General features: G+C 54.4%; 12 protein-coding genes. 8 read left to right on the top strand and 4 right to left on the bottom strand.

Features of this window, described 5'->3' with window-relative positions:
• Positions 1–96 precede the first annotated feature (96 nt).
• Entirely contained in the window at positions 97–1,125 is a 1,029-nt protein-coding gene (locus ACR0DS_RS13205; protein WP_480559048.1) for a LacI family DNA-binding transcriptional regulator, read from the top strand.
• 197 nt (positions 1,126–1,322) lie between these two features.
• Here ACR0DS_RS13205 and ACR0DS_RS13200 read toward each other — a convergent pair whose 3' ends face one another.
• Entirely contained in the window at positions 1,323–2,165 is an 843-nt protein-coding gene (locus ACR0DS_RS13200; protein WP_480559046.1) for a DeoR/GlpR family DNA-binding transcription regulator, read from the bottom strand.
• Positions 2,166–2,311: 146 nt separating this feature from the next.
• On the opposite strand from ACR0DS_RS13200, the gene ACR0DS_RS13195 reads away from it, so the two are divergent.
• The 5 genes from ACR0DS_RS13195 to ACR0DS_RS13175 all read left to right on the top strand — a co-directional run bounded on the left by ACR0DS_RS13195 (position 2,312) and on the right by ACR0DS_RS13175 (position 9,682).
• A complete protein-coding gene (locus ACR0DS_RS13195; RefSeq protein WP_480559044.1) occupies positions 2,312–3,259 on the top strand; it encodes an ABC transporter substrate-binding protein in 948 nt (315 codons plus the stop codon).
• A 76-nt stretch (positions 3,260–3,335) separates the two neighbouring features.
• Complete coding sequence (locus ACR0DS_RS13190) at positions 3,336–4,358, top strand: quaternary amine ABC transporter ATP-binding protein (RefSeq protein WP_480559042.1); 1,023 nt, start codon at positions 3,336–3,338, stop codon at positions 4,356–4,358.
• Positions 4,355–6,346, top strand: coding sequence for an ABC transporter permease (locus ACR0DS_RS13185; protein WP_480555807.1), 1,992 nt, complete (start codon positions 4,355–4,357; stop codon positions 6,344–6,346). Before ACR0DS_RS13190 ends, ACR0DS_RS13185 begins: the two co-directional genes overlap by 4 nt.
• A gap of 1 nt (position 6,347) precedes the next feature.
• Positions 6,348–7,229 carry a phosphotransferase gene (locus ACR0DS_RS13180; RefSeq protein WP_480477735.1) on the top strand — a complete coding sequence of 294 codons (882 nt, stop codon included), beginning with the start codon at positions 6,348–6,350 and terminating at the stop codon, positions 7,227–7,229.
• An 8-nt stretch (positions 7,230–7,237) separates the two neighbouring features.
• The gene (locus tag ACR0DS_RS13175) at positions 7,238–9,682 is read left to right on the top strand and encodes a GcvT family protein (RefSeq protein WP_480488003.1); all 2,445 of its coding nucleotides are present in this window, start codon (positions 7,238–7,240) and stop codon (positions 9,680–9,682) included.
• 225 nt (positions 9,683–9,907) lie between these two features.
• On the opposite strand, the gene ACR0DS_RS13170 is transcribed toward ACR0DS_RS13175, so the two are convergent.
• Positions 9,908–10,402 carry an Lrp/AsnC family transcriptional regulator gene (locus tag ACR0DS_RS13170; protein ID WP_480488002.1) on the bottom strand — a complete coding sequence of 165 codons (495 nt, stop codon included), beginning with the start codon at positions 10,400–10,402 and terminating at the stop codon, positions 9,908–9,910.
• A gap of 69 nt (positions 10,403–10,471) precedes the next feature.
• On the opposite strand from ACR0DS_RS13170, the gene ACR0DS_RS13165 reads away from it, so the two are divergent.
• Complete coding sequence (locus tag ACR0DS_RS13165; RefSeq protein WP_480488001.1) at positions 10,472–11,674, top strand: diaminopropionate ammonia-lyase; 1,203 nt, start codon at positions 10,472–10,474, stop codon at positions 11,672–11,674.
• Positions 11,675–11,809: 135 nt separating this feature from the next.
• On the opposite strand, the gene ACR0DS_RS13160 is transcribed toward ACR0DS_RS13165, so the two are convergent.
• The gene (locus tag ACR0DS_RS13160) at positions 11,810–12,763 is read right to left on the bottom strand and encodes a VOC family protein (protein ID WP_480559040.1); all 954 of its coding nucleotides are present in this window, start codon (positions 12,761–12,763) and stop codon (positions 11,810–11,812) included.
• 17 nt (positions 12,764–12,780) lie between these two features.
• Positions 12,781–13,797, bottom strand: a complete 1,017-nt coding sequence (locus ACR0DS_RS13155) for a nuclear transport factor 2 family protein (protein WP_480559038.1) — start codon at positions 13,795–13,797, stop codon at positions 12,781–12,783.
• On the opposite strand from ACR0DS_RS13155, the gene ACR0DS_RS13150 reads away from it, so the two are divergent.
• Positions 13,796–14,656: a LysR family transcriptional regulator gene (locus tag ACR0DS_RS13150; protein WP_480616762.1), complete on the top strand. Its 861-nt coding sequence runs from the start codon at positions 13,796–13,798 to the stop codon at positions 14,654–14,656. The two genes, ACR0DS_RS13155 and ACR0DS_RS13150, sit on opposite strands and share 2 nt — an antisense overlap.
• Positions 14,657–14,731: the final 75 nt, after the last annotated feature.

The following is a 14,731-nucleotide window of genomic DNA, read 5'->3' as shown; positions in this document are numbered from 1 at the left end:
CGTTTGTCTGCACTTTTGGTTTGTTGACAAATCAGGTTAGGGGATGAAAATAGTATTGCAAATGTTTTCACAAAATCGACCGGACAGGACGAAATTATGTCTAATTTTCAGCATGGTAAAGTCGATATCGTGGCAGTCGCAAAGGCCGCGAAGGTTTCACCGTCTACGGTTTCTCGTACCTTCAATCACCCTGATCTGGTCAGCCCTGCGACTCGCAAAAAGATCAACAGGGCAGTGCAGCGGCTCGGGTATATCCGCAATCGTGCCGCTCAAACAATGCATGGCAAACGGTCAGGAACGATTGGCCTGGTCGTACCAACTATCAACCATGCCATCTTCGCTGAGGTCATTCAGGCTTTTTCCGACTCTATCGACAAGGCAGGATTCAGCCTTCTACTGGCGTCGCACGGGTATGATCTAGATCGGGAATACGCGATGGTGCGCAAGTTTCTTGAACATCGCGTGGACGGCGTGGCATTGGTTGGCTTGGAGCATTCCGATGCCACCAATCGCTTGATCACGCAGCAGAAAATACCTGCACTTGCGATTTGGAACTACTCAAAGGATTCGGATCTTCCTTGTGTCGGGGCCGACAACCAGTTGGCCGGCCGTCTCGCAACAGAGCATCTGCTGGCCCTAGGGCATCGTGACATTGGGCTGATCTTTCCAAAGACCAATGGTAATGACCGCGCGCAACATCGACTTTCCGCTGTGCACGAAGCGCTACAAAATATGGGTGTCTCCGTTCCGGGCGAGCACGAATCTGAAGCTCCTTACAGCGTTTCGCAGGCCAAGCAGGCTGCGCTGAACCTTTTGGCGGAAACATCTCGACTTACGGCTTTGTTATGTGGAAATGACGTCATAGCGCAGGGCGCTTTGTTTGCGGCCCAGAAACTGGGGTTGAACGTTCCCGGCGATCTTTCAATAATGGGCATCGGAGATTTCAAGGGATCAGCTGATGTTGAGCCGGGGCTCACCACCATTCGAATCCCCGCCGAAGCCATCGGTAAACTCGCAGGTGACAAGTTCACCGATTACATTACGTCAGATGAGTCGGAACATTTTAAAATTTGCTGCGAGCTGGAGTGTGTTGTTAGAGGAACAACAGGTCCAGTGTCAGTATAATAGTCGGCATTGCCAACTTGTTTGCACATTCTGAACGGGGGTGTCGCAAACTATGAGGCCCGGTTGACGAACATGCGCGATTTGACGTTTTTCCTGTCGAATAGTTCGTTAACAGATTTCAACATGATCTCATTAAAAGGCTGCCATCTCCTCAAAGATGCAGTTTTGTACGCTGGGTACATCTATCAGTTCTGACACTAGTCCGACCCTGCGATAACAACTTCGATTTCATTTTTGTCGAGCATGGCCAGGATGTTGGCAGGAGGAACGCGGTCCGTATACAAAACATCAATTCCGGCCATGTTATGGAGAGATATCGGGGCCCGCTTGTTGAATTTTCCGCTGTCGGCTACGACGATGCGCACCTGCGCATTTTCAGCCGCAGCACGCGCGATATTGGCCTCTTCAAGATCATGAAGCATGAAGCCCAAATCGCCATTCACGGCTCCAACCGAGAACACTGCCAGCTGTACGTTGAAACGCTTCACAAGATCTAATGCCTCTGCACCGAAAGCGCCCCCATCATGGGCGCGCAGTTCTCCGCCCGCCAGAAACACCCGGTTGTTGTTGTGCTTTGACAACGTGTAAGCGACGAAAACCGAATTTGTAACTACAAACAGGTCTTTGTGTTTCCGTAGCGCGAGCGCGACGTAGGCGGTCGTCGAACCGATATCCAGAAATAGGGAATCCCCGTCGCTAATTGTATTTGCGACTGCCCGGGCTATTGCTTCTTTCGCATGCGCTTGCGTTCCCAAGCGGTTTTCAAAAGGTGGTTCTATTGCGTCTTCGCTAAGATGTACGCCGCCATGAACCTTCCGCACGATCTTGCGCTCTTCCAGTGCCTTGACGTTACGCCGGATCGTTTCATTAGAAACATTCAGTTTTTGAGCCAAGAGGCTGACCCTGCACGACCCGCCCGCATGTTGAAGCTCTCGAAGGATTTCTTCTTCGCGCTGATTTGTGGTTTTTCGTGGCTTTAACATGCGACCTCCTGAAAGGGGGATACGGCAGTCATCCCAATAAAACAATATTGCGCCCAATACGGTGCCATTCGGGGCTTTTTGTGTGAATTATAACGAATTATCGTGGAGAAGTGTGGTTTTTATTGACGTAGTTGACAGATTGGCGCAGCATGGAAGTGTAATAAACGAAAAACACTCAAAAAGCCACATTCAGGGAGCACAACATGATCAGGAAATTCAATACACTACACGCAATAGCATTAGTCGCTGGCGTAACTGCTTCGGCTTCTTGGGCCGCCGAATCGACGGACCCTATCAAACTGACGCTGCATGATTGGTCAGGACAGCTGATCAACACCAAGATAATGGGAGCAATCCTTCAAGAGGCAGGGTACAACGTTGAATATGTTCAGGCGGACTATATCGCTCAGTTTGCGGGCCTGAAGACAGGTGATCTACATCTGGCAATGGAAATCTGGGAAACCACCGGGCGTGAAGCGCTGGACGAAGCCACCGCCTCTGGCAACGTGGTGAACGTTGGTGAAACCGGTCTGATGGCGATCGAAGAATGGTGGTACCCAGCTTACATGAAAGACCGCTGCCCAGGCCTGCCAAACTGGGAAGCTCTGAAAGACTGCGCAGGGGAATTTGCCACCGCTGAAACCTCGCCAAATGGGCGCTATGTCGGTGGACCTGTGACCTGGGGCGGTTTCGACGACGAGCGCGTCGAAGCATTAGAGCTAGAGTTTGAAGTTGTCCACGCAGGCACGGATGCAGCGCTTTTTGCAGAACTGGAATCTGCATATCAGCGTGAAGATCCGATCATGCTTTGGGTCTATGTTCCACACTGGGCCCCGGCCAAATATGACGGCGAATTCGTGGAGTTTCCGCCATATTCGCCCGAGTGCTACAGCGACCCGTCAGTTGGTGTGAACCCGGATTTGGCCTATGACTGCGGAAAACCGCGTGGTCCGATCTGGAAGGCTGCTTGGGCTGGCCTGCAAGAGAAGTGGCCGGGCGCGTATGACATCATCGAAGCCTATAACATCAATAACGACGAGATGAGCGCTATGGTCGGCAAAGCCGATCTGGACGGTGTGGATATTGATGCAGTTGTCGCGGATTGGATGGAGACGAACAAAGACCGTTGGTCTGGCTGGATCTCTAAATAATCTGCTTGGCCGAAGCGGTTACCCCGCTCTCCTCTACCGCTTCGGTCTTCTTCTGTTTTAGTACCGGACATCACAGATGACCCCCACAACAAAACTGTCCTGCCGAAACGTTTGGAAGCTTTACGGTTCAAACGCCGAGACCCTTCTGGCGCAAAATCCGAACCCATCGGCAGATGAAATTCGAAATGCGGGTGTTATCGGAGCGGTACGCAATGCCAATATTGAAATCGTTGAAGGTGAAATTTTCATCATCATGGGCCTGTCCGGTTCAGGCAAATCAACCCTGGTTCGTTGTCTGTCCAGGTTGATCGAACCCACGAGCGGAGAGGTTCTGTTCGACGACGCCGACCTGCTGCGCGCCAGCGAAAAAGAAATGATTGAAATTCGCCGGCACAAGATGGGCATGGTGTTTCAGCATTTTGCCCTGCTGCCGCACCTGACCGTGTTGCAGAATGTGATGTTCCCCCTGACCATTCAGGCTACGCCCAAACACGAGGCCGAAGCAAAGGCGAGAGACGTGGTGGAACTGGTCGGACTGAAGGGGCGTGAAGACTACTATCCACGAGAGCTCTCGGGTGGTCAGCAACAGCGTGTGGGCATTGCCCGATCATTGGTGACAGAGCCCGATCTGTGGTTTCTGGACGAACCTTTTTCGGCCCTCGATCCGCTGATCCGTCGCGAAATGCAGGACGAATTTCTGCGACTACAGGAACGGTTGCTTAAGACTATTGTCTTTATCACGCACGACTTTGAAGAAGCCGTTCGCTTGGCAGACCGCATCGCCATTATGAAGGACGGTGAAGTCATCCAGATTGCCACCCCAGAGGAACTGGTGATGAATCCAGCGACAGATTATGTGGCTGAATTCACGCGGCATATTCCGCGCTCCAAGGTTTTGACGGTTGGTGGTGTAATGACCGTCGGCGCTGCGGGTAAGGGTGAGCCCATTGTGCAATCAACCCGCGTCTCGGCCGTGGCGGAACGGATCATCACCGCAGATGCACCAATTCCCGTGACAGACAGCAATGGTCTGGTTATTGGCGCCATTGATCGCAAGGCTGTGGCCCATGTGCTATTCGGTGAAGGGGACGCGGTATGAGCCGCCTGTCCCGCAGCCAGCTTGTCATTCTGCTGCTTGTCGGACTGACAATCCTGCTGGGGTATTTCGGCAGTAACCTGGGAAAAGCGCTGGATGCGCGCTGGATCACCAAATTCCCGTCGGCTTGGGTCGTCCCGTTCAAAACTTATATTTCATCTGCGATGTCCTGGTTGATCGAGGATGCAGCAATCGGCCCAGTTTCGTTCACCGACGTTACCCGCGCTGCCGCTTGGTTGATCGAACAGCCCTATGACCTTGTCTTGTCCCTGCTGGCCGAAGGTTTTGTCACCGGGCAAGGCAATGATGCGCAAGTCATTCTACCTGCGATCAGCTGGATTGTAGTGATCACCGCCGTAGTAGCTTTGGGACAGTATTGCCGGGACTGGGGGCTCGCGGCATTGGTCGGCGGCTGCTTTACCTATCTGGCCGTCTTTGGCCAGTGGGACAGCGCGATGGTTACGCTTGCCTCGGTCCTGATTGCGGTGCCCATTGGCGCGGGCGGTGGGCTGTTGTTGGGGATATTGGCCTATCGCCACCTGACTTTCGACCGCATCATCTCGCCCATTCTGGACTTGATGCAGACAATCCCGATCTTCGCCTATCTGGTACCAATTCTGTTCATGTTCGGCTTTGGACCGATTTCGGCGCTGGTCGCCACGATCATCTATGCGACACCGCCTATGGTGCGAATCACCACGCTTGCCTTGAGAGCCGTCGACCCCGAGATTTTGGACTTCGGGCGCATGGCAGGCACGACGCAAAAGCAGTTGATGTGGCGCGTTTTGGTTCCTTCCGCCAGCCACAGTCTGATGGTGGGTGTCAATCAGGTGATCATGCTGACGCTGAACATGGTCATCATTGCCTCGATGATCGGGGCCGGAGGATTGGGGTTTGACGTCCTTGCCGCGCTGCGCCGCCTCGATATCGGCGCTGGGTTCGAGGCCGGTATTGCCATTGTGGTACTGGCCATTGCGGTCGATCGCCTAAGTCAGGCCTTCGCCGAGCGTATGGGGCAGGTACATCACGAGCTCCCCGGCTCGTGGATCACCCGCCATCGTCGGACAGTTCTGGTAATGATCCTGCTGATTTTGACCTGGGTTCTGGGACAGTTTTCACCCCTGTTGCTGGAATATCCTGAAAGCCAGACGATCACCACTGGCGGGTTCTGGGATGACACGGTCAAATACCTGAACATCAATTATTTTGACACGTTCGAGGCGATCAAGATCTTCTTCCTGACGTGGTTCATGATCCCGATCAAAACGGTTTTGCTGGGAATCCCATGGCCTTGGGCCATTGCCATGCTGACCTTGCTGGGTTGGCACGCAGGGGGCTGGCGGCTGGCGCTGCTGTGCGGAGGACTGGCGTCGCTGATCCTCGTGTCAGGACTGTGGGCCAAGGCAATGGTGACAGTTTATCTCTGCGGAGCCTCTGTGTTTCTTGCTACCCTGATCGGTGTTCCACTGGGTGTTGTGGCTGCACTGAACAAACGCGCCGGGACGGTGATCAACCTGTTGATTGATACACTGCAGACATTGCCCAGCTTTGTCTATCTGATCCCGGTTGTGATGCTGTTTCGCGTCGGCGATTTCACTGCGCTGATTGCCATAGTCCTTTACGCACTGGCCCCGGCCGTACGTTATGCGGCCCATGGCGTGCGCTCGGTCAGTGAGGAATTGATCGAGGCCGGATTGGTCTCTGGGTGCACACGCACGCAACTTCTGCGCCATATTCGCTTGCCCATGGCCCTGCCCGAAATCCTTTTGGGTATTAACCAGACCATCATGCTGGCGCTGTCCATGCTGGTTATCACCGCCCTCGTTGGCACCCGCGATCTGGGGCAGGAAGTCTACATTGCCCTAACAAAGGCTGACACTGGTCGAGGTCTGGTGGCAGGGCTGTCCATCGCATTCATTGCCATCATCGCTGATAGGCTGATCAACGCAAGCGCTCGTCAGGCACGCATCCGCTTTGGAATGGAGAGTTGATATGACCCAATCCGACCTGATGACCCGCATTCGCAAGCTACCGATCTGGCAGGGCGAAATCAAAGCCACCCCGTTGACGGGTGGGATTACAAATGTGAACTACAAGGTCACTGACAGCAGTGGATCCTATGTGGTGCGTGTCGGTGACGACATCCCTTTGCACCAGGTGATGCGCTTCAACGAACTGGCTGCCAGTAAGGCCGCCCATGCTGCAGGTCTGTCACCCGCTGTAGTGTTTTCGTCCAACGAATTAACAGTCCTGGAATTCGTCGAAAGCCGCACTCTGACCGAAGAACACGTACGCGACCCCAGTATGCTGCCTCGAGTGCTGGAGCTCGTGAAAGCTTGCCACCTTGAGGTGCCCAAGCACCTGCGCGGCCCCTCACTGGTGTTCTGGGTCTTTCATGTCATCCGCGACTATGCCGCCACCCTCACCGATCGTGGAAGTTCGCATAAAGGCCTGATCCCTGAACTTGTGCAAATTGGAAATGATCTGGAAGCCGAGGCCGGGCCGTACGACATCGTGTTTGGCCATAACGACCTGCTTTGCGGCAACTTTCTGGACGATGGCACCCGCCTGTGGCTGATCGATTTCGACTACGCGGGCTTCAACTCGCCATTGTTTGATTTGGGTGGGCTGGCCTCGAACAACTCTCTTTCCAATGAACAAGAGGACTGGGTTCTGGAAACCTACTTTCAGGCACCCGTCACCAACCAATTGCGTCATCGCTATACGGCGATGAAATGCGCCTCGCTGCTTCGTGAAACCATGTGGAGCATGGTGTCCGAGATCACCTCGGATATCGACTTCGACTACGCAGCCTACACAAGCGAAAATCTCGCACGGTTTCGCACGGCCCTGACCGATTACAAAAACACCTGAGGACAGATATGACCGACCTTCCAAATACAGCCAAAGCCGTCATCATCGGCGGCGGCATCATCGGCTGCTCGACCGCCTATCACCTTGCCAAGCTCGGTTGGACCGACACGGTGCTGCTGGAGCGCAAAAAGCTGACTTCGGGCACCACATTCCATGCTGCGGGTCTGGTGGGGCAGCTGCGTTCGAACGCCAATATCACTCAGCTGCTGGGATATTCAGTCGATCTGTACAACAAGATTGAAGAAGAAACCGGTCTGGGAACGGGTTGGAAAATGAATGGTGGTTTGCGCCTTGCCTGCAACGAGGAACGCTGGACCGAGGTCAAACGGCAGGCCACCACAGCCCATTCCTTTGGTCTGGACATGCAGCTGCTAACCCCGAAGGAAGCGCAGGATCTTTGGCCGCTGATGGATATCGGTGACGTCATCGGCGCGGCGTTCCTGCCCACCGATGGGCAAGCAAACCCCTCGGACATTACCCAGGCGCTGGCCAAGGGAGCGCGCATGGCAGGCGCGAAGATATTCGAGGATACCAAGGCCACCGATCTTGAAATCGAGAACGGCAAGATCCGCGCCGTAATCACTGAACATGGCCGTATCGAATGTGAAAAGGTGATCGTGTGTGCCGGTCAGTGGACGCGCGATTTTGCCGCCAAGTTCGGTGTGAATGTGCCGCTGGTGCCAATGGAACATCAGTACATGGTCACAGAACCATTTGGTGTACCCGGTGATCTGCCTACCCTGCGGGATCCCGATCGGCTGACCTATTACAAGGAAGAAGTTGGTGGGCTCGTCATGGGCGGTTATGAGCCGAACCCGATCCCGTGGGCGGTGAATGGCATACCTAAAGATTTCCACTACACCTTGCTCGACAGTAACTTCGACCATTTCGAACAGATCATGGAGCTGTCGCTGGGCCGGGTGCCAGCGTTGGAGACCGCGGGGATCAAGACCCTGACCAATGGTCCCGAAAGCTTCACTCCGGATGGCAACTTCATTGTAGGTGAAGCACCAGAGCTGAAGAATTTCTTTGTTGGTGCTGGTTTCAACGCCTTTGGCATTGCTTCTGGCGGTGGCGCCGGAATGGTGCTGGCAGAATGGGCCGCCAAGGGCGAGCCGCCCTTTGACCTGTGGTCCGCCGACATTCGCCGTTTTGGCCGCCCGCATTTCGACACCGATTGGGTTCGCACCCGAACAGTCGAAGCATATGGCAAACACTACACTATGGCTTGGCCTCATGAAGAACACGAGTCCGGCCGCCCCTGCCGCAAGTCACCGCTGTACGATACGCTTATGGATCAGGGCGCTTGCTTTGGAGAAAAACTGGGTTGGGAGCGTCCAAACTGGTTTGCCGACGCATCGCTGGGTGAAACGCCCAAGGACGAATACAGCTTTGGTCGCCAGAACTGGTTCGCTGCCGTTGGTCGTGAACACAAAGCGGCCCGAGAAGCGGCAGTGCTGTTCGATCAAACATCATTTGCCAAATTCGCGCTGAAAGGCCCGGACGCCTTGGCGGCGATGAACTGGATTTGTGCCAATGATGTGGACAAACCGGTGGGAGCGCTGGTCTATACCCAGATGCTCAATGACAAGGGCGGAATTGAATGCGACCTGACCGTGGGCCGTGTAGCGCATGATGAATTCTACATTGTCACTGGTACGGGCTATGCCACCCACGATTTTGACTGGATCAGCCGAAATATTCCGGACGGGCTGAACTGCCAGCTGTTCGATATCACCTCCTCGAACGCAGTGTTGTCGCTGATGGGGCCAAAAGCACGAGATATTCTGGCGGCAGTTACCCGTGATGATGTCTCGAATGACGGGTTCAGGTTTGGCACAATCCGGACAATCGGCATCGCGGGTTGCCCGGTCAAGGCGCTGCGGGTGACATATGTGGGCGAGCTTGGCTGGGAACTGCACTTGCCTGTCGAATACGCGCAAACAGTCTATTCTGCGCTGATTGAAGCAGGGCAACCGCAAGGGCTGGTTAATGCGGGCTACCGCGCAATTGAATCTCTTCGGTTAGAAAAGGGTTACCGCGCCTGGGGGTCTGATATCGGGCCTGATCACACGCCGTTTGAAAGCGGTCTGGGATGGGCTGTGAAACTGCGCAAAAACATAAACTTCAAGGGTCGCGCGGCAAGCGAGAAGCAAAAGGCCGAGGGCGTCAAAAAGATGCTGGCCTGCTTCACCGTCGACCCCGATGTGGTGCTGTTGGGCCGCGAAACAATATACCGGGATGGAGAACGGGTGGGTTGGCTAACGTCGGGAGGCTATGGCTATACAACCGGCAAATCCATCGGTTACGGCTATGTCCGAAATCAGGGCGGCGTCGATGCAGATTTTGTTACGTCCGGCACGTATGAGTTGGAGGTTGCGACCCAACGTGTCTCCTGCGACGTGACACTTCAACCGCTTTACGATCCCAAAATGGACCGTATCAAATCGTAAGATAAACTCCTGTTACCTTGATGAGGTTGGGGCAAATGTGTCCCAACCTCAATACCTCGGGAAACGTGGTTATTTTCCAGGTAAACCGAGAGGTGTCTCGGCAGGATTTACCGCCCAGATCACCAGGTTTCTGGCAGATTTGGAGTGCACAAGCACTTTGTTTCCAGTTCGCGCCGCGCAAAAGTCAAATACCCCGCCAGACTACATGCTCTGGAGAGGCACAAGTCAGATGTTCAACTGCATGGATGACTTTGTTCGGTCCATTGCAACGAATGTTCTGAACTTTCGGATGTTCTTGTTCGAAAAGAACAACCGTTGGGTAAGCTTTTCATATTCGGACATATCTCGAACGATAACGATCAGAACAAAATCCACTTCACCAGTAACATAGTAGCATTGCTGAACCTCAGGGGCAGCATAGAAGCTTTTCTTGATTTCATCGATTTTTCCGCCAGTCTCGGTTTTTAGTTCGACTTCGACGAAAATGGTCAGCGGCAATCCCACGGCTGCCGGATCAATATGCGCTGACTGCGCGGCAATGACGCCCTCCGCCTCCATGCGTTTGATCCTCCGCTGCACGCTGGGCGCAGACAGATTCACGCTTTCACCGATTTGACGGTGCGGCACCGTATTGTCCTGCTGCAACACCCTAAGAATCGCGAGATCGAAGCTATCCAGACTTCCTGATAAATATTTTTGTTTCACGGCGACCTCATGCAAGTTTGCTTCAAAATTACCAGCAATTCAGAGCGAAAACATCACTGACATTGAATTATATTTGCACCAACAATGGAAGGACCACAAATGCTCGCAAACTTTGAGACAGTCGGAATTGAAAGCCATACAGCCAAGCCAGGCTTTGGCCATGCCGCCACAGCCACCTTACCCCGCGAGGGATTTGACCTCGCACAGAGGGAAATTCAAAGCTGGAGTGGGTACGAAAGAGCGCCAATGCCGTCTCTTCAAGGTCTAGCCGAAGCACTGGATCTGGGCGCAGTCTATTACAAGCATGAAGGGTTAAGATTTGGCTTGGGCAGTTTCAAAGCACTTGGCGGCGCTTATGCGGTTCTGCGAGTATTACAGCGCGAATTAACCAAAAAGACAGGCCGTGAAGTCACTGCCGATGAGATCCGAAACGGCACCCATACTGCCGGAATTGCAGACATAACCGTCATTTCGGCGACAGATGGCAATCACGGTCGTTCAGTGGCTTGGGGTGCCCAGCGCTTCGGCGCGCCATGCCGAATTTACATTCACAAAGAAGTAAGCGCATTCCGCGCCGACGCAATGCGCCAGCTGGGGGCCGAAGTGATCAGGGTTGATGGAGATTACGACGCTTCCGTGGCACAGACCCGGACCGATGCAGCGGCACACGGTTGGTTGATTGTTTCAGATACTTCCTGGCCCGGTTACACTCAGGCACCTCTTGATGTCATGGCTGGTTACGGGGTCATGGCGCGCGAGATCGTGCAGGATTTGGCTTTGCCACCCACTCATGTCTTCCTTCAAGGCGGCGTTGGAGGCTTAGCGGCTGCCGTCACCGCGGTATTCCTCCACGAATGGGAGCAGAATGCGCCGCGCGTCATCGTGGTCGAACCTGAATTGGCCCCCTGCCTTTTTGCAAGCGCCCAGGCAAATCGGCCTACAGCCGTCGAAGTAGGCGAAGAAACCATAATGGCTGGGCTATCCTGCGGCGCGCCGTCCGAATTGGCATGGAACGTTTTGGAAGAGGCCGCCAGCGGTTTCATGAAAATCCCTGACCAGCTTGTGGCACCGGCCGTCCGCCTATTGGCAAACGGCGCTTTCGGAGATGAGCCAATCGAAGCCGGAGAAAGCGCCGTGGCCGGTCTGATTGGCTTGATCTGCGCGTCGATGCGCACCGACTTGCGAAAACAATTTCAAATTACGCCGCGATCCCGAGTGATGTTGATCGGGTCAGAGGGCGTCACAGATCCGCATGTTTTCGACCGGATCATGAATGATAGCAACTGACTTGCGGAAATGACCCGGCGTGGTATTCCCCCTTGGTGGAAGCCGCGCCCGGCTTCCACCTTCCGGCCACGCCGCAGGAGTTTACCGCTGTCCGGCCTGCAAGATACGCCTTTGTTCTTGGCCAATCATGCAGGTTCACTTCCTTTCGACAGTGAACCGCGTTCCCCAAGGGTCTGTCAGCTCTTGCGGTTGCAATACAGTCCCATCCGTCAACAGCACGATCTCATCCAAGCCGCTGCTGTCAGTTGGACGAGCTTTTGCACCATTGCTGTTCCAGACGTTGCCTGCAAAGTGATGGTGGTACCCACCCGAACTGTAGAACCCTGCTGAACCTTCGTGCAGCATGCGATCCTGCGCTAGATGTCGTGTCATGAATTCGTCGACCGCATTGATATCCCCGACCTGTAGGTGGACATGTCCGACCACCATATTTTCCGGAGCCCCGGACCAGTCTTGACGGGCCGCACCTGCAATGGCCTCCAGGTCCAGATGATGCGAGCCCATGCGGATATACTCTCCATCCATCTGCCATGTTTCAACAGGCCGGTCGGCGTAGATTTCGATCCCATTGCCTTCTGGATCGTTTAGATACAGCGCCTCGCTGACGTCGTGATCCGCCGCCCCGGTCAAAGAGATGCGGTTTTGTGCAGCATAGATCAGCCAGCGTCCCAGGTAATCGTGGTCCGGCATCAGAAAAGCTGTATGGAAAAGACCCGCCGCATGCGGATAGCGCCGCGCAGCACGGTCTTGGCGCAACTCGAGCAGAACGTTGTTTCCTGCGCCCAGTTTCAGGGTTTCGCCATCCCGCGCCAATTCCTCAAGGCCAAGCACTTGTTGGTAAAAGGTCCCAACAGTGTCCAGATTGTTCACAATCAGTGCCACACGGCCGATTGACACGGGGGCTTCGCTGCTTCTCATGCCATAGGCTCCTTTTCTGAGTTTCGAAACCCCCTTCCCATCAACCGCGCTGGCGTAGGCCCGCGTTGCCAGCATATCAGCGATCATCGCTGTACCGGCGGCGGCAGTCAAACCTCCGGCCATCCTGTTTAGAAATCCTCGCCTGTGCACATTGCCGGGTTTGATGGTCATGGGGTTTCTCCTGATCCTCAATACTCGAACACGCCGTTGGTGTTTGCAGATTCTCCGGTCTGCGCTTCTTCGATGTCCCAATGCTCTACGATGAAACCATTGTCATCAAAGCGGAAGATATCGAAAAATCCGATGCCCAGATCGCCCTCAATGTCGAGGTTGGTCTGCTTCGAATGAACCAGCACCATGTCGCCCATCGCAATAGTCTTGGCAATTTCTGTTTTTAGGCGCACGTTATCAGCAGCTAGTCCGGTCAAGTATTCTGCCAGAGCATCGCGCCCATCCGGCACGCTCGGGTTGTGCTGTATATAGTTCTCGGAGGAGATATACGCTTCGACCGCTGATAGATCACTTGGGTTTTCAAAGCTTTTCAGAACGGCGATAGCACGTTCACGGTTCTGCTCGATATTCTGATCGGAATAAACATCTGCGTTTGGTCCCTGAAACATGGTGTTTTCATTCGCCGCGCTTTCGGGGACCTGCTGGTAGTGGTCCCAGTGTTCGACCAGTTTTCCGTCCTCGGCGCGCCAGACATCAACATAGACGTACTGGTCCCCGTTACTGCCGGTCCAGACAGAATGGATTGCAACATAGGAACCCTCGGCAAGCACACGGTAGAGATCCACCTGCACATCAGGATCGGCAGTCAGTTCACTGGCAACGGCCTTGATCAACTCAACCGGCCCGTCGCCATATGCGGTGGCATGCTGAACATAGGTATCGCCGATGTACTTCCCGAAATTGTTGAGGTTCCGGTAAACCAAAACATCCTGATAGAACCCTTCGGCCAGTTTGATCGAGGCCTGGGTTTGTGCGTCAATGCTTAGCTTATCAGCATGGAGCGGAGTGGAAAGCGCCATAACCACAGCGGTTGCAGCAAAGAGGACGGATCTTCTAAACGGCATGGGTTTACCTTTTCGGTTGCATGTGGCGACCAGATAGAGATTTTCATTGATGAAAATAACAGAAAGAATAACCATACAACTCATGAAGAAAAACGATAACAAGGAACTCGGCGTCCGTTTGATACGCATGTTTGCCGCGGTCTATGACACAGGTTCGATCACGGCGGCGGCCAGACGTCTGGAGGTCACACAATCCACTGTCAGCCATGGATTGAACCGGCTACGCGGAATTGTGAAAGATGAGCTGTTTGTCCCTATGGGGCGCGGTATCTCTCCTACGCCGCGCGCAGCCCAGTTGTTTGCACAAGCGCAACATATTCTGGAGGCAGTGGACGCATTTACAGAACCCGCGCAATACGAGCCTCGTGATGACAGCGGCCAGTTTGTGATCGCCGCCAATGATTATGAGACCGAAATCGTGCTGAAACCCTTATTTCACGCGTTGCGACACCGCGCACCGAAGGTACAACTGCGCATTTGGCGCGCGCAGTCGCAACAAGACTGGGCCGAACTACTACGCAACGGGCAGGTCGATCTGGTGCTGGCGCCCGAGCTTACCGGAACCGAAGCCGACTTGATGCAGAAACTGATCCTGACCGACAATGATCTTTGCTATTTCGACCCTGACCACGTGACTGCTCCTGATACAATCGCGGCTTATTGCGCGTTGCCCCACGCGGTCATGATGCCCGGGCAACACGAACTTACCGCTATCGATTTGGCGCTCAGCCACCTGGAAAGGCATCGCCGCATCTCAGTGACGCTGCCCGGTTTCTCGGCAATCGCCTCTCTTATTCGCGGGACCAATACTATTGCGACTATGCCTGCGCGGTTAAAGGACAATATCTTTGCCGGCTTTGCTCATTGCAGCCCACCCGTCGACCTGCCACCCGATAGAATTGCGCAGATCTGGCACATGCGCCAGGCAGCGTCACCTCGCCACCAATGGCTCCGCGCGCTCATCTCGGAGATAGCGACCGCCCGATGAAGGGCAAAGGAACTTTGATTGCCATCTCTGAGATGGCGCGCAAAAGACGTGGTCCGCCGCATGCGGACCCTCCTT

It is taken from the genome of Ruegeria sp. AF5 (assembly GCF_056541905.1).
Note: the sequence above shows the minus strand (reverse complement) of the source record. Positions and strands in the feature narration are given on the sequence as shown.